Origin of the sequence: Bradyrhizobium denitrificans (assembly GCF_013179005.1) — a bacterium.
GTDB classification, from domain to species: Bacteria; Pseudomonadota; Alphaproteobacteria; order Rhizobiales; family Xanthobacteraceae; genus Bradyrhizobium; species Bradyrhizobium denitrificans.
The window spans coordinates 263,192-284,989 of sequence record NZ_JABFDP010000006.1 but is presented as its reverse complement, the minus strand read 5'-3'; the positions used below and the strand labels follow the sequence as shown (position 1 = coordinate 284,989).

The following is a 21,798-nucleotide window of genomic DNA, read 5'->3' as shown; positions in this document are numbered from 1 at the left end:
CGTCAGCTAACGGAATCCATTTATGAGTACAGAACCTAGGCGTAAAGGCACGTGACACCACCTACGTCGTATCAGAGTACTGGGATCGGCCAACAGACAGGATCGGTTGGCGCGCCAAAGCGGTTCGCCTTTTTCTCGAGGCTGCTTGTGAGGTTGTAAACGAACCCGGTCCTGCAAATCATCTTGCAGAAAATGAGCTTTTTTCCCGCTATGGCGTACAGCTCTTCGTCTCGACTCTGGAAGCCGTTCCTCCCGTCTACTATGACCGTAACTTTTGGGGCATGATCAGCAAGGTCAACACAGATCTCGAGCCTGACTACTCAACCGGGCGGTGGAAGATTGAAGATCAACCAAGCTCCCGCGCCTGAATTGACTGCGGATCGCCCTCCCCTCTCATACTTGGCCGGATCTACTCAAAGCTCGTCGATTTTGCGATTAAGCAACTTGGTACTTCAGTTCAGAAGATGGATTTGCCAGATTGATGGAAGCTTAATCCTCCGATCTCTGAGCAGTCCCTCGATAGAAATCATGAAGCGCGCGTCCTCGCGAATCGACATATTGCCACTTTTGCCAGTTGTATTTGGCCTTGGCGAGATCGAGGCGGCTGCGGCGATCGGTGTCTCAGCAAGCAAGTTCCGCGCACTTGTCAAAGAAGCTCGGATGCCGCGCCCACGACGAATTGACCGGCGCTTTGTTTGGGATGTTGATGAGCTGCGCGCGGCGTTCAAGGCTCTTCCTCATGAAGGAGAGAGCGAAGGATCAGATACATGGGCGGACGTGGTGTGATCCGGTTGAAGTATGTTCACGCATTTCGTGATCGTCAGGGCCGCATGCGCTACTACTTCCGCCGATCTGGGAAGCGCACGCCTCTTCCCGGCTTGCCTGGTTGCAGCGAATTTATGGACGCCTACGCGACGCTCCTGAGCGAGCGCCAGCAACCCGCAGAACTGCGGCGGACGGCTCCGCCAAAGAGCTTCGCCGCACTGGCGATCCTTTACTACGGCTCACCTCAGTATCGGTCGCTATCGACGTCTAGCCGAACCAACTATCGGCGAGTGATCGACGGCTTCCTCGAAGAGCATGGTCATCGGCGCGTCGATCAAATGACGCGAGAGCACGTCGACATCGTCATCGGCAAGATGGCCAACAGGCCCGGAGCAGGAATCGTCTTGCTGAAACGGATCCGAACCCTGATCCGCTACGCCATAGCACTGGGTTGGACAGATCGAGATCCAACTTCCGGTGTGCGGGGATACAAATCGAAAGAAATTCATACCTGGGATGAAAGCGAGATAGCGGTTTTCGAGCGCCACTGGCCGGAAGGCACACGGGAGCGTCTGACGTTTGCGTTGCTACTCTACACGGGTCAGCGCGGGTCAGACGTTTATAGGATGACGTGGGCAGACCTTTCAGGAGGTGCGATCCGCGTTGCACAGCAAAAGACCGCCGCAAAGCTCACCATTCCGATCCATGAGGCGCTGGATCGCGTCCTTTCGACTGCGAACCGTAGCCACTCTACAATCCTGGCCACGGCTTATGGCGAGCGGTTCTCGGTGAAGGGCTTCGGCCAAATGATTTCGGCCGCGATCCGGGAGGCAGGTCTCCCCCAGCGCTGCAAAGCCCATGGGCTTCGAAAAGCTGCCGCGCGGCGGCTGGCCGAGGCCGGGTGCTCCGCAAGCGAGATCGCAGCGATTACCGGGCACAAGACGCTAGCAGAAGTCGAGCGCTACACGCGCGCGGCGGACCAAGAGCGGTTGGCGAGACAGGCAATCCAGCGTCAGTCCGAAAATCAGAGTGGCAAACCGCCAATCGGCGAAGTGGCAAACTCCACCGACGAAGCCTTGGAGATCAATAGTTTAGCTTGGAAAANACGAAGCCTTGGAGATCAATAGTTTAGCTTGGAAAATGGCGCTCCCTAGGGGAATCGAACCCCTGTTTCAGCCTTGAGAGGGCTGGGATTTTTTTATCCGCCCGTTCGCGGCCGTTCGCCAAAATTCAATAATATCAATAGCTTATATAATTTTCGTCCGCCATTGTTCCCTGCCATACGCCCATGTATATTTGACGGATATTTGACGACTTTTGGGGCGGATACCGATGGCGAATACACTCACAGAGGCGCAGATCACGACCGCGAAGGCGCGATCGAGGTTGGGCCTCGGCGTGCATTGGCGCCGGCTCGATACCGAGGCTCACCTTGGCTATCGCAAGGGCAAGCGCAGCGGTGTGTGGCTGGTGCGCTGGCGCAATCACTATGACGGAGCCGATTACAGGCAAGCGCCGATCGGCATCGCCAATGACATCAACGACAAGCCGGCCGAAGGGACACTGACTTTCGACCAGGCGACAAAGGAAGCACGGGACTACGTCGCGCGATCCAGAACGGTAGCTGCAGCGCAAGCCGCCGGTCCGGCGCCGACCGTCTTGACGGCGGTCGAAGCCTACATCAACGAGCGCAATGCGCGCGATAGCCGCAGGTCTGGCCGCGAGGTTCGATCCGACGCCGGGCATCGGCTGCGGCGCTATGTTCTCGGCCAGGAGAAGCGGGGCAATCAGGAGGCCATTCCGGCGGCCCCTCTTGCCGCTGTCGAGCTGCATGCGTTGAAGGAGGATGACCTTTTGACGTGGCGCGACGAACTGCCCGAAGAACTGAAAGCCACGACGAAGCAGCGCCTCACGAACGACCTCAAGGCTGCGTTGAATGCTGCTTGGCCGCGGCTTTCCGCCGAGCAAAAGAAACTCAACCCGACCTTCCTCGCGATCGTCAAAGACGGTTTCAAGGCCGAGCGCATCGATGATGATGACGACGCTTCCACCGCGCGGGACAACCAGATCCTCACCGACGCCCAGGTCGGCAACCTGCTTCGCGCAGCGGCAGAAATCGACGCCGAGCAGGAGAGCGAGGGTGACCTCTACCGGCTCGTGGTCTGCCTCGCTGCTACCGGCGCACGGTTCGCGCAGGTGCGGCGGATGCGCGTCAGCAATGCCCAGCTCAAGGAGCGGCGCTTGATGATGCCAGGCTCCTATAAGGGACGCGGCGGTAACGGTGGCTCTGTTCCGATTCCGGTGGGCGACGACGTGATCGAGGTCCTGCTGCCGGCGATCGTAGGCCGTCCGAAGGAGGCCCCCCTGTTCGAGCGCTGGAGCTACGAGCAGGAGCCTCACAGCATCACCTGGAAGAGGTCAGAGCGCGGTCCTTGGAAGACCGCGGAACTGACGCGACCTTGGCGCGCCATCCGTCAGCGCGCTGGTCTGCCCGAGGTCATTCCCTATAGCCTTCGGCACACCAGCATCGTCCGCGGCCTGCGAAACGGCTTGCCCATCCAGCAGGTTGCAAAACTCCACAATACGTCCGTGACGATGATCGAGCGCCATTACGCGAAATACATCGCCACGGCTTTGGAAGCCCTCGCTCGAGCGGCTGTCGTTCCGCTGGTACCGCAGCAGGGCGGAAATGTGGTTACGATCGCCGGACGCGGGCGATGACCTGGGCGCCCGTCGTATAAATCAAGCCGGAGTCCCTGAAGCTCCCTTGTACCTTCATCCACCGAGCTGCCGAAGGTTAGATCGGCGGCTTAAGACTTCACCGCCGCATGCGATCCACTCGGTATCCATCGCGGCAGGCAGGCAAAGTATGGCGCGAAGTGTTCGTATGCTGCCCTCCTCGAGGGCAATGGGCAGAACTGCAGAGGTATCCATTACCGACAAGGACTGGGAGCACGTTGAAGCCGCATACGGCTATCCATTGTCGCTCGAAGTACGCCAGAGCATCGTCGAGGCGACCAATGAACTTCTGTACTGGGAAATTTTTGAACGAAACGCTTCACCGGAGAGGGATGCTGCCAATCTGATTTCATCGATAAGGGATGCATCGAACAATCTGCGAGGCGCTCTTTCGGCATGTGGCGGTAACGCCGGGTTTGTTGCTCAACTGCTGGTCAAGGAGCACCTGGTTACGCCTCGCCTCTCGCTCGATCCGCACGAGCAGCTATTCCATGTCCTTGGTGAATTACTTTTCTCGCTAAGCTCAGCCTGTTCACGGGCGCTGGCAAGTCCAGCGGTGCCGGATCAGACCGAACTGACGACGGCCAGCGACGAGCCTACCGGCCTGTTCTGCGGTTACCCGGAGAGAGGTCTTGCGCCGCCGTTTCGTGAAGGCGAGAGCTGGAATGCTTGGGTGAGGCGCCTCAACGAGATCGCAAGCAGCAACCGACTTCCGTTCAAAGTCAGCAAGGGTAGCGACAAATCCCTGAAGACGTCGCCATTCGTGCTGTTCGTGGATGCTCTGCAGAAGCTTCTCCCGTCGGGGTCTCGACATAACCATAGTCTTGGTGGACTTGCTAAGGCCATCACAGCCGCGCGGCGCAAACATCCCGGCGTCGAGAAACGGGACGCATAGATCGTCCCGACGTCTCGAAAACTGCGCCGCCTAAGAGTGCTCGCGTTCGCACATGCTCCCCACCGGGCCGCGCCCAATCCGGCGCGCACCTGCGAATGGATCGTCTAGAGGCTCGCCGGGTGGCCCCGCTGCGCAAAACGGACACCTTCGGGGAGTCCACCCGGCCAATCCAACGAAAATGGCAACCGGCGTCACCTTTGAATCGGAAGACCGGTCGACCATTCGATTGACCGGTGCTGGTTCCCGCAGTACGCAATGACTATGACCTGACCTCACCCCGATGGCTCGCACACTCAGGATCGTCCTGCGCCCGCAGGCGAGGTGTGCCCAATCGAGGTCTGAGAATGTCAGCAAAGTCTCGCCGCCCATCGCGTGGCGGCCGCAACGATCAGAAAGTGGCCGCGCCTAGTCGGCCGGAAATGACAATGGACGAACTCGAGCGGCAACTGCTCGACGCTTTGAGCCAGCTACCACCGGTAAAACCTGGAAAGCCGATCGATCCCGAGGATCTAAGACGTGCGGAGAGGCGCGGCACTTGTGAAGCGAGCCGATTCCTGGCGGAGAATCCCTCAAAAGAAAGCATTCAAACCGCATGGAAAATGCATGAATTCGAGCTGCACATCTTTGATGACAGTCCCGTGGACTTCACCTACTACGACGCATATCTGAAAACGCTGGAGAAACGGGCGACGGTGCCGCTCTTGGCGGAAGAGCAGACAGCACGTCCAATCCTCACCGTTATGGCTGATCTCGGGATCGGGCCGCTACTGTGGTTGAATTGGAATGGAGATGACGCCCGTGGGGTTGGCGGTCGTTGTTGTGATGCAGGCTACCGATGCGGCATCCACCCTATGTCCGACACGTTGTCTGACGCGTTCGGCAAGTGGATCGCCGAGTTCCAGAATGCGCACTGGACCGAAGGCACGTTGGTCAATCGCGACGACCCGATCAGCGACTACCTTGTTCGTCCAAAGATAATTCTGAACTGGCCTGATTTTCATACGCGCGGTCTGGAGCTAGCCCAGCGGCTGAAGGAGGAAGTAGGCGCCGCATTCCGCGTGATTTATGAGAAGCCTCGCGAAGATCCTGCACGCCGCATAGATGAGCGCCGTGAGGTACTCGACGATGGATCGGTCGTGCCACTTGCGCCCAGGGCATAGGCTCGCCGCGCAGAGAGTGGATCCTGTGACTCGCCCGAGAGCCTGCCGGCCCCGATTTCGTCGCCTGTCAACGAAATTAAGGCAGCGTGCCGATCCGCCTAGCCGCCGGCAGGCGTTCGAGATGAATGCTGCGTTTGTTGGGCCGGAGGCTCGGGTAGTGCTGGTGTACTTGCCAAGGCCATCACAGACGCGCGGCGCAATCCTGAGGGCTAGAAACGGGACGCATTAATCGTCCCCCCGCCCTAAAAACCGTCCCGCCTAAGAGTGCGCCGTTCGCACAAGCTCCGAGGCAGCCGCGCCCCATCGGGCGCGTACCCCTGAACGGAGACGTGCTGAATGAGCCCACAGTTGAAAGCCGACCTGACGCAGCAAGCCATGCCTGGCTGGGATGTCGGCGCGATGAGCCTCGATCATTTTTGCCGTTGGGCCTGCATCGGCCGGACGAAGGCCTACGCCGAGATCAAAGCCGGTCGCCTCGTGATGCGAAAGATTGGCGCGAAATCCGTGATTCTCCGCGCCGATGCCGAGGAATGGCTGCGCTCGCTGCCTGCCGCTTCGTCCTAGCCCTTCCTCCAACAGCATCACCCGTGGCGGGCTTCTCCCGAAGAGAAGCCCGCACCGATGCCAATCGGACGCGGGCCAGGAAATTCAAATGCTTCCTTTGGAATATCTAATCGGGACCTACAACCCGATCGACCGTCCCTACATCTTTAGCGATCCCGCGCAATGGAATCCGCTCCAGGTCGACATCGTTCTGGGCGTGGCGAACGCGAAGTACAACGAGTTTGTCGGCGCGACGGATTACGTCGCTAGATTGGTGCGCAGCCGCCTGATCACCAAGCAAGATGGCGTTGACACGCTGCATGAGGCCGCGCTCTACAATGGCCTCTATTCCGAATATGGGCGCGATGAAATCCAGAGCATCATCGCCGCCGCCTTCGAAGCGGAGGCGGCGTAATGCAGACCCCGATTGGCGATTATATCCAGTGGGTCGTCACCCGGGCGGCGCTCGACTTGTTCGAGAAGCAGGCTCACGAGGCGTGCACAAATGTGAGGCTGGGCCTCATTACCCGGAGTGACGCAGTCGAAATCCTGCAGGCCAAAGCAGCCTACGACCAGATCATTCAGCATTTTGGGCCGCAAAGGGCAGAGCAGATCATGGCGGAACACCTCAACAAAGAGGTGCCCGCATGAACATCCTTGAAGTCGATGGCCTCGACAATGCCGCTCTCGATCGGATTGCGCTGCGTCGTGACCAGCAAAAGGAGCGGAGCCGGGCTGGATTTCGCTACGAATTGATGTCGGAGTTTGGCCCCCACACTCTGCGGAAAAGCTGGATCCTGAAGGGGATTATTGCAAAGGGAGAGACGACCGCGTGGGTCGGCAAGCCCGGCTCGCTCAAATCGGCCCTCATGGCGGACCTCTGCCTTGCGGTGGCCGGCGGGAAGGATTGGCGCGGCAATCGCAGCAAGGCCACCTGTGGCGTTGTCTACTTTGCGCTCGAGCGGGTGGATCTCGTCCGCCGCAGGCTTCGGGCCGGCTGGCCGCCAGCCGAGAGCGATCCGCCGGTGGCCGTCGTGCCTGAAACCATGAACCTTATGGATGTCCGCACGGTGGGCAAGGTGATCGCCATCATCAAGGACGTCAACGAGCGTATCGAGCCGCACCGGGTCGGCATGATCGTGATCGACACCTTCGCCAAAGCCATTGCAGCCGGCGGTGGCGACGAAAATTCCGCCAAGGATCAGGGCGTCTGCTTTGCCAACCTTGCCCGCATCAAGAATGCCACGGGGGTCCATGTCGCGATTGTCGGTCACACCGGCAAGGACGAAGCGCGGGGCATGCGCGGCTCCAATGCCAGCTATGGTGACGTGGACGTCATGGTGGAGATATCGGGCGAACAGGTGAAGACCGCGACCGTAACCAAAGCAAACGATCGGCCGGAGGGCCCTCTGCTCTCCTTCCGATCAGAAACCATCGAGCTTGGCGTTGACGAGGACGGCGACCCCGTGACGGTCAACATCGTAAGCCAGGACGCGGTCGAAACGGGGTCCGGCGGTTCAGATTCGGTTCGACTGACGCCCAATCAGCAGACCTTCTACCGCATCCTGTACGACGCCGGCGATCAAGGCCTCACCCTCGAGCAATGGAATGAGCAGGCACGGCAGGCGGGATTAGGCGAACGGCGCAGGGCCGATTTGCTGGACCTGCGAAAGGCATTGCGCGATAAGCAGCTCGTTCGGGAAAGCGGCGGCCGGTGGCGCGTGGATCATGCCTGACGCTGCGGTACGGCGCGTTACGTTCGGTTCGTTTTCTCCATAGGGCCGTAACCGAACGTAACGTGTCCTTCGTTCGCGGCTATTCGCGACAGGGAGCCGGTGATGACCGATAGCGCGCGGCGCGGCCGGCCGACCAGTTACACCCCGGAAATCGGGAACGTCGTGTATCGCTTCATGTCTCAGGGCCTTTCCCTCACCGCCGCGGCCGGCGCGATGGGCATCGCCCGCGCCACCGTTCACAACTGGATGAAGCGGTACCCGGAATTTTTGGACTCTGTAGAGAGAGGTCAGGCCGCCCGCGTTTATAAGCTCGAGACCGACCTGCTCAACACCGACCAAGCCCAAATTGTCCATGCTCGCCGCTTTGCCCTGGTGAACGCTGCGCCCGCGGAGTGGCGTCGGAGTGGGTCGGAGAGCGCAGCGTAACCTTTTGAGCCATGTAACCACACTCGCACGGCGGCAGCGTAACCAATGGAAGCTTCCCTCCAGGGAGCGATAGATCGGCAATCAGGTCTGGGTCCTAAGACAATCGCCGAGGTCAAACCGGTGTCTGCAGTCGGATCAAGAAGCGGCCAGGAGCAACGAGTAGCCGCTACGCTCCTGACAATCTCTCCATCCGCGATGGCGGCGACGCTCTCCACCGCCTTGATCATGTTGTCCGCGTGGATTATCTTTCCGGTGTGCCCTTGGCCGGGTAGTTCCGTTCCGTAAGGACGGATGGCGCGGGAATTGTCCCCGGTAAGCACTAAGGTCCGGTCAAGGCATCTTCAAACGGGCCGTTCTCAAAACGGCCGCCATGTCCAGACCGTCAAATCGGAGCCGGCGAAATCCGCCGCGAGCTGCGCAAGACCTTGGACGACAGCCAGAGTACCGTCTGAGTTTTCGGACTCTAGCAAAGGCACAGAATTGCGGTCGAATCGCAGTTGGGGCGTAACGGCATTGCACGAGCGTAACCACGGCCGCTATATCAGCGAGACGGTACGACAACGCCGCACTCCTCTGATCTCCTCCTCCATACCTCCGGCAAGAAATTGGTCGATGAAACTTCCGACCCTCTGCCCCTTTGAAGCGGCGCCCCAGGAGCAACGTCTTGGGACCAGACGACACGGACTCAACTGTTGCCGGCCGGAATCTGGCCATCTCGGCGACGAGCCGCCGCTTTGTCGGCTTCAAGAGACGGAATCCGAGACCTATCGATTCCTTTGGAGGAGTAGCTTCAATGGAGCCGCTTTTGTCCATATTGCGTGTTGCGGCAGCACGGTCGAACTGCGCTCCCGCGTGCTGGGTCGCTCACGCCTATATCAAAAGGAGCCGGCAATCACGGCGACGCTCTCGTCTGATGACTGGGAAAAACTCCAGCGAGCCCTGACAATCTCCAATTTTTGGTCGCTCGACGCTACCGATGACGAGAGATTTGGGCTCGATGGCGCGCAATGGTTGATCGAGGGCCGGCGTGGCAATGTCTACCACTCGATGGACCGCTGGTGTCCACGAGGAGCAATTTATGACCTTGGTCGCTTATTTTTCGCTTTAGCCGGACCGCCGCTCGCGGACATTAGATTGTACTGATTGCAGCTCGCGTCCCGGCCAAAATAAATCAGCAGCGGGCGACCAGAGGGATGCGCCTCATATCTCCCGTTGAACACTCTTGGCGACACGCTGCCGCATCAGCGCCGCTTTTCGTACCTCCCGGCTACTCCGTTTCGAAACCCTGATTATCGAATTTCAGGGTGCGACTATTCTCAGTGACGGTGCGCACGAGCTGATCCGACGCTCCGTTGGGTAGCTTGGCCTCGATCTCGATGGTTACAATGACCTCCGCCCCCACCTGTCCGGCGAGATGAGCGATCACCTCGTCAGCGATGCGGCTAGCATCACGCCCAACGCGAGTCGAATCCACCCGCACCGATCCATGGAAACGTCGAAGCTGCGGAGCGGCTGGCGGTGTATGAATTGTTCCGCCAGGACCGGGACGAGGATCGGTTCCTCCACCGCTCGCGCCGGGAGTGCGACCCGGACCGGCCGGCGACGGCGTTTCAGCGTCCAGCTGTTTGCTGGCTACGTCAGGCTTGACGAGTAAACCAGGACTGTCGGCCGAGATGTTGAGGCCGCGGCCACCGTTCAATCCGCGATAACGAGAGGCCGCCTCATCGTAGCTCTCTGCATAGCCGAACGTATCGGCACGCCAGGTCAGCATCGCTAGCCCGTCCCGGATGGCTTGCAGCAGAACCTCGGGGCCAGCAAGACGAGGCAGATAGAGGTAGCGCGCGAAATCATCGATCAGCTGCTTCACGGCGACGTGGTCCCCGCGCCACAATGGAACGCCGTCGAGATGCTTACGTAGGATCGTCGAACCGAGGCTCGCAACCAACAGCTCGTCGCTTCGCAGCTTCTTGCTTGCCCGAACCGCCAATGCGTCGCTGCCGGTGAGCCGGGAAGCCTGCCAGACCACCGACGCCTGCGGGCTGGATTGCTCCGGTACGAGGATCCATTGATAGGTTTCAGGCAGACGCGCCATCACCGCGCTATCGGCAGCCTGCTTCTGGGTTTCGGCTTGTCGCCTTTGGTGCTCATCAAGGTTAAGCTCTTTCACTTCAGCGACGATCGAGGACCAAGCCAGATATTTGCGCAGCGCTTCGTCTAGATCCTGTAGCCGCACTTTGTCGGCGGCGAGAAAGACCAGCGTGTTCTGATAGTGCCGCGGCGCGTTCCCGCGCGACTCCATGATCGCCTTCGCCGCCATCTCGGCAGCATTGCCGCTCTCCTTGGTGTAGGCGTGCTCGGCCGGCAGAACCACGAGGCGCGCATCGTAATCATCCGGTACGTCCGCGCCGGACCGAGGCATCGGATGGATCCGCGAAAAATCGCCGTCGCGCTTGAGGTCAGCGCGTAGCCGCGCCTCCAGCTCCGCTGCCACCTTATCCGGGTCGCGCTTGAGCTGCTCGGCGCGGTCCTCGGCGAGCTTCGTCACTGTCGGCTGGGTAGCGTACCAAGCGCGCGGCCCGTCCTGATAGAGATAGGTGGCGACCGAGGCGAGCCGGCGCAGCGCATCGCCGAAGACGGCGGGCGTCTCACCCGGCACCACGCAGCCAAGCTTGACGCGCCGATCCTCAAGCCCACGATGAGCAGCCGCTGTTGTCGGAGCCGAACCCAGATAGATCGTGCGCGCCACGCGCCGCGTCGCAGACAGCTTACCGAGGTTCGGCACCTCGCCATCGATCCGCAGCGGGAGCGAATTGGGGCCGTCGACATCCTTTTCGATGATCGGTACCCAGTTGTCCGAAAGATAGCGCGTCAGCTCGAACTGCACGCGGGGATCGTCGATCGGGACCGTTGAGGGAAGGATGAGCGGGCTACGATCGCCCTTCTCCCAGAGGCTATGGATCACCGCAGCCATCAAGCGCAGCACGCCGCGCGTGCGCTGGAATTTCACCAGCGTCGACCAGTCGGTGTAGAGCCGGTCGAAAATCTCCGGGTGGATCGGATAAGCGGCCTGGATCCGCCGTTCATAGTCGCCGGCATGGCACTCCGGCGGGAACTCTGCTGCTTGTGCCTGATAGAGATCGCCGAAGGCTCGGGCCGTCAGATCACGTTGCTTGAACATTTCACCCGAGATCGGCTCGAACAGCCGGCGACGGACGATCTCGAAGCCTTCCTCAGCAGTCGCTGGCCGCCACGACGACTCGACACGCCCAACGACGTTGCGAAGACGGTCGAGCGCCTCTCGGCCGCGAATCCCGCCGACCTCGACGTCATCAGCCTGAGTGTGCGGCGAACCTGCCGTGTCGGATGCTGGCAGGGAGACGACCAGGAGACAGTTCTTGGCAAGCTTCGCCGACTCGGTCAGCGCTTGTGCGAAAGTGAACTGCGTCTCGAAACCGCCAGCGGGAAGATCGCTCTGGTCGTGGAGCTGGCGCGCGTAGGCCACCCATTCGTCCATGAGAACGAGGCAGGGACCGTATTCCACGAACAGTTCGCGCAGCGCATCACCAGGGCTGGTCGCGTTCTCATCGTCTTTTGCGATGCGTGCAAACGCCCTGGCCCCACCGAGCTGGTAAGCAAGTTCGCCCCACAACGTCCGCACGACTGTGCCGTCGGGTTTGGTCACTGGATTGCCAGGTGAGATTTTGTTGCCAACCAGCACGACGCGCCGAGCTTTGGGCAGCGCCTTGACGCCGGCCTCAGCAAGCACTGCGTCAACGCCGGCGAGTTCCCCGGGCGACGCGCCGCCGAACAGGTGGTAGAGCGCGAGCATCGAGTGAGTCTTGCCGCCGCCGAAATTGGTCTGGAGCTGCACGACCGGATCACCGCCCTGACCGGACAAGCGCTGTACGCCGCCGACCAGAAGGCCTTTCAGGCTCTCCGTCAGAAAGGTGCGGCGGAAAAATTCGGCGGGTTTGCGGTATTCATCGCTGCCTTCGCCCAGATGAACCTGCCACAGGTCGGCGGCGAACTCAGCCTGCTGATACCGACCGCTAGCGACGTCGGCATGGGGCGTCACCACCTCGCGCCAAGGTCTCAGGTTTCCTGCCGCCGCCGGCTCTATCAGCGAGCCGCCGGCCTTGCGCTTCTCTCCGCGTACCTGCTCGTCGAAGATAAGCCGGCGCAACTCCATCTTCATCTTCGCGACATCGTCGGCCTGGGGCGCCGAGACGGCCGTGAGCAAGCGTCCCATCGAATCGAGCGCCCGGTCAGCGTCGTCGCTGGAGAAGGGATTCTGGTGCGCCCACTTGTTGCGCACGTCTCGCAGCTCGCTCACCAAGCTACGCTCGGCAAAGCCCAGCGTGCGCTTGAATACATCGTTCCAAGTTTCCCACATCAGCTTCAGCAGACCGGCGGTGTCCCACTGCGCGATTGGCTTTGTGCCCAGCATCGGGTCTTCGGCGAAGCGACGGATCGCGTCCATGCGCACCGTTCCGGCCTTCACGGCCGACTGCGCTTCCCGCTCAACGAAGGGTGCGAGGCCCGCACGCAGCAGGTCCATAGCCTTGCCAACGCGCTCCTGATTGGTCATAGCCATGGATTACCGCTCCCCTGCAGCAAAAAGGTCCGGCTCGGCTCCCGCCGCCCTGTTTCCCTCTTGGGCAAGACGGACGATCTCGGGCCAGCTCTGGACCAGGCCGTTATAGGCGAGCGCCTCGGCGGCACGCTTTTTACGCTCGCAGATCGTGTAAAGGCGGTAGGCAAGTTCCCGTGCCGGCTCTGCACGAGCGCCGAGCTTGGCGACCAGCCCAGCCGCTGCGCTTTCACCGCCGCCGAGCACACGAATGAGGTGATGCACCACTTCCCAAGAGGTCAGGCGTGGGTCCGTAGCCGGATCCCAATTCATCGGAAGTTCCTCTGGCCTCAGCAACCTCACCTTGCCTCTTCTGGAATCGAGAATACCGGCACTGGACAGACGTGCCACGGACGTGTTTTTGGCCTTGCTGAGCGTCTCCGCGACGCCGTATTCACCGTCGTTGAAACCGACTTGCTCGAACCAAGCCAACGCCCAACGGCTGTCGGCGTCAAAATCACCTTCCTGTTCGGCTAGTGCTTCGTCGAGCGTCTCGTTGATCAACGCGAGTGCATCGCGCACAGACACCTGGTTGCCTTCAGCATCGAGTACACTGCCGTAGCGCGTATAAACGGCCATACCAGGACCAATCGCAGCCTGCGCGAGATCTACCGGTGCGATGTTTCCGGCCTGAAGATCACGCAATGCTGAAGGTAGTTCCGCCCTCAACGCACTGACGAATTCCCGCCGGGTCGCAGCGACCGCGTCCCTGGAGCGGGGACGGCATACAAGAATAATGCTAGAAGCGAGAGCATTTGTATCGCGACCGATGTTGCGCGTAGCGAGCTCGGAGCGCATCGGCCAAGTACCACTAATACCGAAGCCGGCACGAATAACCGCATCGAGAAAAGTTTCCCATCCCGTGCTTGCTGTACCTTGGTCGCTCTGTGTTTCTGATTGCTTGAATGCATAGTAGATTGTGACAGGGAAGGCCGGATGAGCCTGTTCTGCGAGACGATGCATTGCTTGCGTCATGCCGCCAAGGAAGAAACTTTCGGCCTTCTCTTTCCCCCCATGCCGATAGGGTGTCGCAACCAACTCCTCAGCTTTTGGCACGGCGAGCGTCGCAAACAATCGAGGAAACGACTGCCGTATGGAATGACGCAGCCAAACATAAAAGAAATCGGAAAGGTCAGCGTACCCTATGTTGTCATAGTAGGGAGGGTCGGTAGATATTACCCTATCTAAGCTGATGCCCTGGTTCTGAGCGTCAGCTTGAGAAGCACACCCAACCCCATTTGTCGCCAGTCCCTTTTCAAGGACCTCTGTCAACGAGCTAACGCATCTCCCAAAATCGCCGGCTGCATCTCCGAAAATGTTCGCTTCCGCGTAGTCCCAGACCATAGGGAGTGCTTGCCTTCCGAAGGTTGCACGGAGTCGCGGCGGATCTACCTGCCAACTACAAAGAGCCGTGTTGGTGTCGGTCATTTTATCGACACAAAACGCAAGATAGAGGCCAACTGCCTCTGAGTAAGCCTTTGCGCCGACACCGCCTTCATCCAGAGGCTTGTCGTCATTTGAGAGACCTGAAACGAGCGCGTCGCGAAAAACTTGCTCCTGGGCTTGACGCACAAGATCGGAAAAGGTTGTCAGCGCAACCAATTGGCGATCGGTGAAGAGGTCGCCGAATGTAGTTAAGCCGTAGAGCGGTGGAGAAAACCACCGTGGGTTCGCCGGCATCGCCACGTCGGGTTTCCACTCCGGCTTAGCCTCCGAAGGGGCGATCTCATGTTCTTCAGTCGGGGGCAAGTAGACGCGACCGCGTTCGCTTTCCGCGACGATGGCCATCAGACGTGCACCCATTCGACCTGCGTTGGCCTCAGCATAAATATAGTCAGGCGCTATTGGCGCCCCTGACATTAGGCAACGAAAATTGGCTCCACGAGACAGCTTTGTTCCGGTCTTTGCTACCGCTGCATCTTTCGGTTTGCCGACTTTCACGACAAACCGATAGGCGTCCCTCTCTATCACTGGCTCGACATGAGCTTCCTTGCCTGCCTTGGTAGAGAGCATGAAGGTCGACACCAGCGGCACGTCCACGTTCGCAAACGCTGGGTTTGGACTTTTCACCGTACGCGCCCAGAGCCAAGCGACCACGGTCAGGCTCTGGCCAACTAAAGGCTGCAGGTCCGGTCGCGCCCCCGCTACCTCCGAGGTGACCTTGAATCTCGGATACAGGCGCCCGATGCTTTTCTCAGCGTGGTCGCGCATCCACTGCCCATAGTAGCGCACATCGTCGGCGAGTCCTTCAACACCGACACTATTCCAGCGACCACCCCGCGCGACCTCAGCTCTCGCCACCGGATTGACAGGCAGCTTTCCGGCGAATCTGGGCGGGATCTCAATCATCGCCTTGTTAATCAGAACCGCAACCGGATTGAGGTCGCTAGCGTAGGATTCCAACCCCAACCGCTGCGCCTCTAACGGTAGAGCACCGCCCCCAGCGAACGGATCGTGAAAGGCGGGAAGCCTATGCCGGTCGAACAACTCGCGGGCACGCGACTCACCGACATTGTCAGCGCAAGCACGCCGCCAGCTCTGCCAGATTTCGTCCCGCGCTTTTTGTAGCACCGCCTCGTTGGTGGTGTTTTCCCACTTCACCAAGTCCTCAATGATACGAAACAAGCGTGCGCGCTCTTTTTCCTGCGACCTCTCGGTAGGAAACAGATCGGGGAAGGAGGAAGGATCGTCCACCATCTGCGCGAAGATCACGGCGCGCGCCGCCGCCAGCGGACGCCGCGCCCACCACAGATGCAGCGTGCTCGGATGTCCGTGCCGAATGGATTTCTCGCGCGCAGACGCGGCGTTGATTGCATCCAGAGGCAACGCAACTTCAATAAGCTTTCGTCTGGTGCGCGTCATGGTTCGAGCATCTGCTTCGAAAGAGAGTAGAATTGTTTCAGCCGGTTATTCCCGTCTGCCTGAAGATATTCTTGCCGCAGCCAATCGACTAAAGCCTGATCGGGCTGATCGCCCAGAGTATCGATCAAATTCCGCGCGTGCGCGCGTCTACGATCGGTAAGCCGGGAGCAATCCAGGCCTAAATATTCTATAAGATAGGAAGCTTTTCTCGGATCTTTGGCGTTGGCCTGAACGCTTCCATCTAGGAGATACTCAAACATCTCCACAGTTTCCGGGTCATGAGGCGGCAGAAAGCGCCCTGCGTCCCAGGAGCGACCCGACTTATTGTCCTTGTAATGGCCGCAGTGCTCGGTGTGCCCCCCGTTGCAGGAGATCGCGAGGTTCGAATAGTCGTAAGTCCGAGCCTGATTGCGACTGCGCGGTTCCATATGTTCGACATGCCCGTCCCCATCTTCGACCTCCGATTCGCAGTAGCAACAGAGACCTTTCTGCTCCTGCCGCAGGTTTTGGCGCAAATCGCCATGACACTGGGTCCGCATGAACGTGTACCAGTCTTGGCCATGAGGCTGGCCGGCAAGGCAAGCTGGCTCGGCAGAACGGATGATCGTCTTCATCTTTTTCCCAGCGCCTCAATCTGCCGAACTCGCAGGTCGGCGCGACGTAGATCAGGATCGCTCTTCCCGAGCGCATCTTCCAATTCCGCTCGCAAGGCGCGAGCCTCGTCGCCGTCTTGCTTGCGCTCTTCGACCAAACGCAGATAGCGCTGCAATTTCTGGGTAGTATCGACACTCGGTGGCCGCGCGTGCGTTCCGAACACTTCAGCGAGAACCCTCGAGTTTTCGGCGCCGTATGTGCCGACATCGTCCGGCAGGCTTTCGAACTCGTGCTCCGAGGTGAGGAGGTGAATATGTTCTCGGCGCACCGTCGTCAGCACAGCGGGACTGTGCGTGGTGATGATGAGCTGCGTGTTGGGAAAGGCGGACCTGAGGCTGGGAATGACGGTCTGCTGCCATCGGGGATGCAAGTGCAATTCGATCTCGTCGATGAGGAGAATACCGGGCGCCTCAAGCGGGTTTGGCCAAGTCGGATTGGCTTGCACGAGCCGGCGCGCAAAATCGAGGAATAATGCCAGAAGATTGCGATAGCCATCGCTGAGCTGGCCCAGCTCCATGACTTGATGCTCGCCATCCTGCGACCCGAGATCGACCATCAAGCGCGGCGGGTTGCCGTCGAAATAGACGCGCTCCACGCCGGCGATCGATTTCTTCAACACCTCTCGGACAGCGTGGAGATCAGGAAGCTCAGCTGCCTTCGCGGCTTTATTGCTTGCGCGCGCTCGCAGCTCCTCATTTTCACGCAGATAAAGCCATTGACACATCGAGGCGAAACTCTCGCCCGCATCCATCGCGTTGACATACGCCTCGACTCTTCCTTGCGCACCTTTGAAAATTCCGCTGAGTTCCGGCATTCCGTTGATGCGACGGCGCGCGCGGTAATATGCAACTGCTGGAAGAGGGATGAGCGCTTGCGGACCGCTCGTATTTATTTCCTGCCACACGGCGCGGAAATATCTGGCCAACTGAGACAGTTGCTCCGAAGCGCTGGATGCATAGCTGAAATTATTGGGTGGAGTGAAAACGATGTGTTGAGACCATTCCAATATCGGTGCGGAATCGTCTGGGATGAGTGTTCGCGCCGCAAACTCGCCGACGGCATAGAAGTCCGTCGCTTGTGCGCGAACTTGCACAAAGGGTTTCCTGCCAACAGATGGATCCGCAGCATTCCGGTCGATATAGATGTCGGTCGGCTTGAGGGTAGCATTTTGCTGCGTCCGCTGGCGTTGACCGCCGGCGCCGTTCGCCGCAACGATCTCATAGAGAGCGATAGCGATCGCGTCGAGGACGCTGCTCTTGCCGGCCCCATTCGCTCCCACGATGATATTGACGTCCGGTTGCAGAGCGATCGGCAGCGACTCGAAGCAACGGAAGTGCGTGATTTCGACTCGTGAAAGTTTCATCGAGGCATCTCCGCACGCCTTAGCAATTCTGAGAATTCATAGTTGACGCTCGTTACTCCGAAATCCGGCTCTTGGCCGAACGGTCTCCGCAAATAGTAGACCTCGTGCGCCCCGTCTGCGCCGAACGCAACCATAGCCAGGATGAAGTCATCAGGTTTGTTGAGCGAATAAAGGATCTCGTTCTTCGTCACGGTAACGGTGTCCGCTCCCATGACGCGGCCCTTCACTTCGATGAAGCGCAGGCGGCCCGTGCCGGGGATGGCGCTCTCGATGTCGTAGCCGAGCTTCTCGAACTCCCGATCAGTCGGGACGAAGCCGAGACCGCGCTCGATCTCCATCACGATCTCCCGGGCCCGCGCGGCCACAGCTTGGGTATCAACCACGACATGGACCGACGTCTGCGGTTGCCCGCCCATCGCACAGATCAACCCGATAGGCGCCACCAGCAGGCCGCCGAGCACCACTGGCGGCAGCGGCGCCAACTGGCGCTCGCGTTTGATTTCTTCCGTGCGCTTTTGCAGGCGAGCCTGTAGCTCGTCCGCCCGCTTTCGCGCCTCACCCGAGTTCAGCCGCGCATTGGCCTTGCCGGAGCGTTCCTGTTCCTTGAGCTGCTCGGCCCGGAAGTCCCAGTAATTGATCTCTTTGGTCAAGCGGTCCTTGACTGCCGCCTCGGTCTTGTCGAGCAGCGCGAGTTTGCGGTCGCGGACCTCGGCCAAGTGCTCCGGCACCACTTGGGCAATGGCGTGCGCCTGTGCCTTGCTTTCGAGGTCGCGTCCAATCCATGAGGCCTCGGCGCGCGCGAGGATCAGCTCTGCCGTCGGCTCGCCCTCGGCGAGCGGGCGATAGTCGAGATAGGGCGCATAGTTGAGATGCCGCGCTGTGCCCTTGGAGTCGATCTCCACGAACAGCAATCGCTTAGAGACGACGCGGCGTTCACCGGACTTAGTGAGGCTCGCGTCCTGGATCGCGTGTTCGAGGAAAAACAGCACGCGCGGGCTTGTGCCTTGATCGCGCTCGTCGACGAGCACGGCGCCCCGCCGCAACAGGTCGCGGTAGCGTTCCAGGCTTATGTCGATGACGGCATTCAACAGCGGATGGCCCGGACAGACGAACGCCGCCAGAGGCTGTCCCTGCGGCGCCACCAGCGCCTTCTCAAAGGCGATGCGCTCATAGCGCGGCATCACCGGTTCACCGAAGCCGATCAAGCGATCGCGATTGCGCACCGGTGCCGGGACATGAGTGATCTCGTAACGTCTGGGCTCACGCTGCCGAACGGCACCACCCAGACGCTTGAAGGCTTCGAGGAAGAAGGACTCGACATAGTGCGGCTGGAGCCGGCGCGCCTCGGCCCGCTCCATTTCCTCACGAATATGGTAAACGCGCGAGGCGTCCATGGAATCGTGTGCCAGCGCGCGGTCTTCGAGCAACTCCCGCAAGGAGTTCTTGTCGAAAGCGTTCTCGACCACCTTCGTCAGCCGCGCCCGGACCTCTGGCTCATCGCCGTAGCGGATCGCGTCTATTAGCAGTTCGCGGAGCGAGCGGCCTTCGAACTGCACTTTGCCGAGCACGTCGAAGACCTGGCCGCCGAGCGCGCTGCGCGCCTGCGCCAGCTTGTCCAACAGTTTGTGATAGACATCGCCCTCGCGGGTCTCTTCCGCCACCAGATTCCAGAGATGGCAGACCTCGGTCTGGCCGATACGATGAATGCGCCCAAAGCGCTGCTCCAACCGGTTCGGATTCCAGGGCAGATCGTAGTTCACCATCAGATGGGCGCGCTGGAGATTGATGCCTTCGCCAGCGGCGTCGGTCGCCAGCAGCACCTGGACTTCGGGATCGTGCCGGAAGGCTTCCTGCGCATTCATGCGCTCCTCTCGGCCCATGCCGCCGTGGATGGCGACGACCGCCTGAGCACGTCCGAGCAGTGTCCCGATCCTCGATTGCAGGTAGTTCAGCGTGTCGCGATGCTCGGTGAAGATGACCAGCTTCTGATGCGGCGAGGGCGTCGGCTTCGGCGGCTCTGGCACACCCGCATCGTAGGGACCGGCTTCTTCTGCGAGGTGGTTGCTGATCGAAGCAGGGGTGAAGATTTCGCCGAGCAGGGTCGCCAGCTCGCGCCACTTCTTGTCTTCGCCGCTCCGCCGGATCGACAGCGCGAGCGCTTCGAGGCGCTTCAGCGTCTCTATCTCGATGCGCAGCTCCTCTATCGAGCGCGCCGCCGTGGCCTGGTCGACAACCTGCTCCTCGGTCTCTTCCAGTTCGGCGTCGGGCGCGTCGTCTAGATCCTCCACCTCTTCGCGATCGAGCAAAGGCGTCCGGGTGTCGAACACGCCGCCGACCTGGCCACCGCGGTGCAGAACCTCCAACTCCCGCAGCCGGCTTTCGAGCCGTTCTCGCCTGCGCCGCAGCGACTGATAGATGGCCTCCGGGGACGAGGCGAGACGGCGCTGAAGGATGGTCAGCGCGAAGCCGACCGTTCCGGCGCGCTTGTCGTTCTCCAGCGCCTCGGCGCGATTGAACTCTTCGCGCACGTAGTCGGTAACGGCCTTGTAAAGCGCAGCCTCGGCGTCCGAGAGCCTATAGGGTACGGTGTAGGCGACGCGCTCGGGGAAGAGCGGCGTCGCGTCGAATTTCAGCAGATTCTCCTTCACCATGCGCCGCATCAGGTCTGAGACGTCGGCTACATGCACCCCGTCGCGGAACTTGCCCTCGAAGCGGTCGCCGTCGAGGAGCGCCATGAAGAGCTGGAAGTCCTCCTCCTTGCCGTTGTGCGGCGTCGCCGTCATCAGCAGGAAGTGGCGCGTGAGCTGCGAGAGGAGCTGCCCCAGCCGATAGCGCTTGGTGTACTTGACCTCGCCGCCGAAGAAGGTCGCCGAGAGCTTGTGCGCCTCATCGACCACGACGAGGTCCCAGCGGCAATCGGGTGCCTGCAGCTTGAGCTGGACGTCCTCGTTACGGGCGAGCTTGTCGAGCCGCGCAATAGCAAGGTTGGTCTCAAGAAACCAGTTACCCGTGCGCGCCGCCTCCAGCTTGTCGTTGGTCAGAATGTCGAACGGCAAGTTGAAGCGGCGATAAAGCTCGTCCTGCCACTGCTCAGCCAGACTCCCCGGGCAGACGACGAGACAGCGTTGCAAGTCGCCACGGGCGATCAGCTCCTTGATGAGGAGCCCGGCCATGATCGTCTTGCCGGCGCCCGGATCGTCAGCAAGCAGGAAGCGCAAGGGCTGACGAGGCAACATACTCTCGTAAACGGCCGTGATCTGGTGCGGCAGGGGCTCGACCACCGAAGTGTGAACCGCCAGCACCGGGTCGAACAGATGAGCGAGGTGGATGCGCTGAGCCTCGGACACCAGCCGGAACAGCGCTCCGTCCCCGTCGAAGCTCCAGGGCCGCCCTTCCTCGACAATTTCAAGATCGCTTTCGCGGTCCCGGTAGAGCAACTCGTTGCCGACCTTGCCCTCCGCGTCCTTGTAGGTCAGCTCGATCGCGTCCGATCCGAACCACTGGACGTTCACCACCGTCACTATACCGTTGGGTAAAACACCGCGGATCGACGCGCCGGGTTTAAGGTCTTCGAGGAGGCTCATTCAGCGCTCCTCCGTTCGGTCAAACGCGGTCGCTTGCCCCACCTGCATTAGCGCTCTCACAGAATCAAACCTGTTTCCTTCCGACATACAGCCTGACGTTCTTTGTCGCCATTGTCGTCGCAAATTCCACTCTTCGAAGTTCGGCTATGGTCTATAGGCAAAGCTATTGCGCGGCCAAAGTGCAATTGGGCTTCTCAGCAGCCGATTTGACGGGACAGCCGACATGGCGCGCAACGACATTGGTCTTCGGCCAGCCGGCTATAAAGACCGTTTGTCAAATTCTCCCCTGCGATGTGCCCGACACAGCGCGGCGCTGAACTCCCTCTTCGTGAGGTGAGTCAGTGATTCAGCTAAACGCTGACAGCCTCTGGAGCGGGGATAGATGTCAGTGCAGGCCGCCGGCGTCAGGGGGCGGGTCTCGGCAAGTGACCACAGACGTTC

15 protein-coding genes and 1 tRNA gene are annotated in these 21,798 nt (G+C 60.3%); 10 read left to right on the top strand and 6 right to left on the bottom strand.

Annotated elements, in window-relative coordinates:
- Window positions 1-528 precede the first annotated feature (528 nt).
- Together HL671_RS08720 and HL671_RS08715 are read left to right on the top strand one after the other, a co-directional pair.
- Window positions 529-786, top strand: a complete 258-nt coding sequence (locus HL671_RS08720) for a helix-turn-helix transcriptional regulator (protein WP_246579821.1) — start codon at window positions 529-531, stop codon at window positions 784-786.
- Entirely contained in the window at window positions 768-1,892 is a 1,125-nt protein-coding gene (locus tag HL671_RS08715) for a tyrosine-type recombinase/integrase (protein ID WP_172236141.1), read from the top strand. Before HL671_RS08720 ends, HL671_RS08715 begins: the two co-directional genes overlap by 19 nt.
- A gap of 14 nt (window positions 1,893-1,906) precedes the next feature.
- Here HL671_RS08715 and HL671_RS08710 read toward each other — a convergent pair.
- Window positions 1,907-1,969: transfer RNA gene (locus tag HL671_RS08710), tRNA-Glu, on the bottom strand.
- A gap of 128 nt (window positions 1,970-2,097) precedes the next feature.
- Between HL671_RS08710 and HL671_RS08705 the strand changes: the two genes are divergently transcribed.
- The 8 genes from HL671_RS08705 (at window position 2,098) to HL671_RS08670 (ending at window position 8,264) form a co-directional block, all read left to right on the top strand.
- Complete coding sequence (locus HL671_RS08705; protein WP_172236140.1) at window positions 2,098-3,486, top strand: tyrosine-type recombinase/integrase; 1,389 nt, start codon at window positions 2,098-2,100, stop codon at window positions 3,484-3,486.
- Window positions 3,487-3,673: 187 nt separating this feature from the next.
- The gene (locus tag HL671_RS08700; RefSeq protein WP_172236139.1) at window positions 3,674-4,399 is read left to right on the top strand and encodes a hypothetical protein; all 726 of its coding nucleotides are present in this window, start codon (window positions 3,674-3,676) and stop codon (window positions 4,397-4,399) included.
- 425 nt (window positions 4,400-4,824) lie between these two features.
- On the top strand, window positions 4,825-5,559 hold the full coding sequence (locus HL671_RS08695; protein WP_172236138.1) for a hypothetical protein: 735 nt from the start codon (window positions 4,825-4,827) through the stop codon (window positions 5,557-5,559).
- A 336-nt stretch (window positions 5,560-5,895) separates the two neighbouring features.
- Complete coding sequence (locus tag HL671_RS08690) at window positions 5,896-6,123, top strand: helix-turn-helix domain-containing protein (protein WP_246579748.1); 228 nt, start codon at window positions 5,896-5,898, stop codon at window positions 6,121-6,123.
- A gap of 88 nt (window positions 6,124-6,211) precedes the next feature.
- Window positions 6,212-6,517, top strand: coding sequence for a hypothetical protein (locus tag HL671_RS08685; protein ID WP_172236137.1), 306 nt, complete (start codon window positions 6,212-6,214; stop codon window positions 6,515-6,517).
- Window positions 6,517-6,753: a hypothetical protein gene (locus HL671_RS08680; protein WP_172236136.1), complete on the top strand. Its 237-nt coding sequence runs from the start codon at window positions 6,517-6,519 to the stop codon at window positions 6,751-6,753. The genes HL671_RS08685 and HL671_RS08680 overlap by 1 nt, the downstream gene beginning before the upstream one ends.
- On the top strand, window positions 6,750-7,838 hold the full coding sequence (locus tag HL671_RS08675; RefSeq protein WP_172236135.1) for an AAA family ATPase: 1,089 nt from the start codon (window positions 6,750-6,752) through the stop codon (window positions 7,836-7,838). Before HL671_RS08680 ends, HL671_RS08675 begins: the two co-directional genes overlap by 4 nt.
- Before the next feature lie 102 nt (window positions 7,839-7,940).
- Window positions 7,941-8,264, top strand: a complete 324-nt coding sequence (locus HL671_RS08670; protein ID WP_172236134.1) for a helix-turn-helix domain-containing protein — start codon at window positions 7,941-7,943, stop codon at window positions 8,262-8,264.
- Window positions 8,265-9,531: 1,267 nt separating this feature from the next.
- On the opposite strand, the gene HL671_RS08665 is transcribed toward HL671_RS08670, so the two are convergent.
- From HL671_RS08665 to HL671_RS08645, 5 genes are read right to left on the bottom strand one after another with little or no spacing between them, the layout of a single operon-like run.
- A complete protein-coding gene (locus HL671_RS08665; protein WP_172236133.1) occupies window positions 9,532-12,858 on the bottom strand; it encodes a Swt1 family HEPN domain-containing protein in 3,327 nt (1,108 codons plus the stop codon).
- Between the two features lie 3 nt (window positions 12,859-12,861).
- On the bottom strand, window positions 12,862-15,756 hold the full coding sequence (locus tag HL671_RS08660) for a DUF1156 domain-containing protein (RefSeq protein WP_172236132.1): 2,895 nt from the start codon (window positions 15,754-15,756) through the stop codon (window positions 12,862-12,864).
- Window positions 15,753-16,370, bottom strand: coding sequence for a retron system putative HNH endonuclease (locus HL671_RS08655; protein WP_172236131.1), 618 nt, complete (start codon window positions 16,368-16,370; stop codon window positions 15,753-15,755). Before HL671_RS08655 ends, HL671_RS08660 begins: the two co-directional genes overlap by 4 nt.
- On the bottom strand, window positions 16,367-17,773 hold the full coding sequence (locus tag HL671_RS08650) for an AAA family ATPase (protein WP_172236130.1): 1,407 nt from the start codon (window positions 17,771-17,773) through the stop codon (window positions 16,367-16,369). Before HL671_RS08650 ends, HL671_RS08655 begins: the two co-directional genes overlap by 4 nt.
- Window positions 17,770-21,357 (bottom strand): helicase-related protein, encoded by a 3,588-nt coding sequence (locus tag HL671_RS08645; protein ID WP_172236129.1) that lies wholly within the window; start codon window positions 21,355-21,357, stop codon window positions 17,770-17,772. Before HL671_RS08645 ends, HL671_RS08650 begins: the two co-directional genes overlap by 4 nt.
- Between the last annotated feature and the right edge of the window lie 441 nt (window positions 21,358-21,798).

Coding starts and splice junctions, on each gene's coding strand:
- HL671_RS08720 (WP_246579821.1), top strand. CDS start 529: ATGAAGCGCGCGTCCTCGCGAATCGACATATTGCCACTTTTGCCAGTT.
- HL671_RS08705 (WP_172236140.1), top strand. CDS start 2,098: ATGGCGAATACACTCACAGAGGCGCAGATCACGACCGCGAAGGCGCGA.
- HL671_RS08700 (WP_172236139.1), top strand. CDS start 3,674: ATGGGCAGAACTGCAGAGGTATCCATTACCGACAAGGACTGGGAGCAC.
- HL671_RS08695 (WP_172236138.1), top strand. CDS start 4,825: ATGGACGAACTCGAGCGGCAACTGCTCGACGCTTTGAGCCAGCTACCA.
- HL671_RS08690 (WP_246579748.1), top strand. CDS start 5,896: ATGAGCCCACAGTTGAAAGCCGACCTGACGCAGCAAGCCATGCCTGGC.
- HL671_RS08685 (WP_172236137.1), top strand. CDS start 6,212: ATGCTTCCTTTGGAATATCTAATCGGGACCTACAACCCGATCGACCGT.
- HL671_RS08680 (WP_172236136.1), top strand. CDS start 6,517: ATGCAGACCCCGATTGGCGATTATATCCAGTGGGTCGTCACCCGGGCG.
- HL671_RS08675 (WP_172236135.1), top strand. CDS start 6,750: ATGAACATCCTTGAAGTCGATGGCCTCGACAATGCCGCTCTCGATCGG.
- HL671_RS08670 (WP_172236134.1), top strand. CDS start 7,941: ATGACCGATAGCGCGCGGCGCGGCCGGCCGACCAGTTACACCCCGGAA.
- HL671_RS08665 (WP_172236133.1), bottom strand. CDS start 12,858: ATGGCTATGACCAATCAGGAGCGCGTTGGCAAGGCTATGGACCTGCTG.
- HL671_RS08660 (WP_172236132.1), bottom strand. CDS start 15,756: ATGACGCGCACCAGACGAAAGCTTATTGAAGTTGCGTTGCCTCTGGAT.
- HL671_RS08655 (WP_172236131.1), bottom strand. CDS start 16,370: ATGAAGACGATCATCCGTTCTGCCGAGCCAGCTTGCCTTGCCGGCCAG.
- HL671_RS08650 (WP_172236130.1), bottom strand. CDS start 17,773: ATGAAACTTTCACGAGTCGAAATCACGCACTTCCGTTGCTTCGAGTCG.
- HL671_RS08645 (WP_172236129.1), bottom strand. CDS start 21,357: ATGAGCCTCCTCGAAGACCTTAAACCCGGCGCGTCGATCCGCGGTGTT.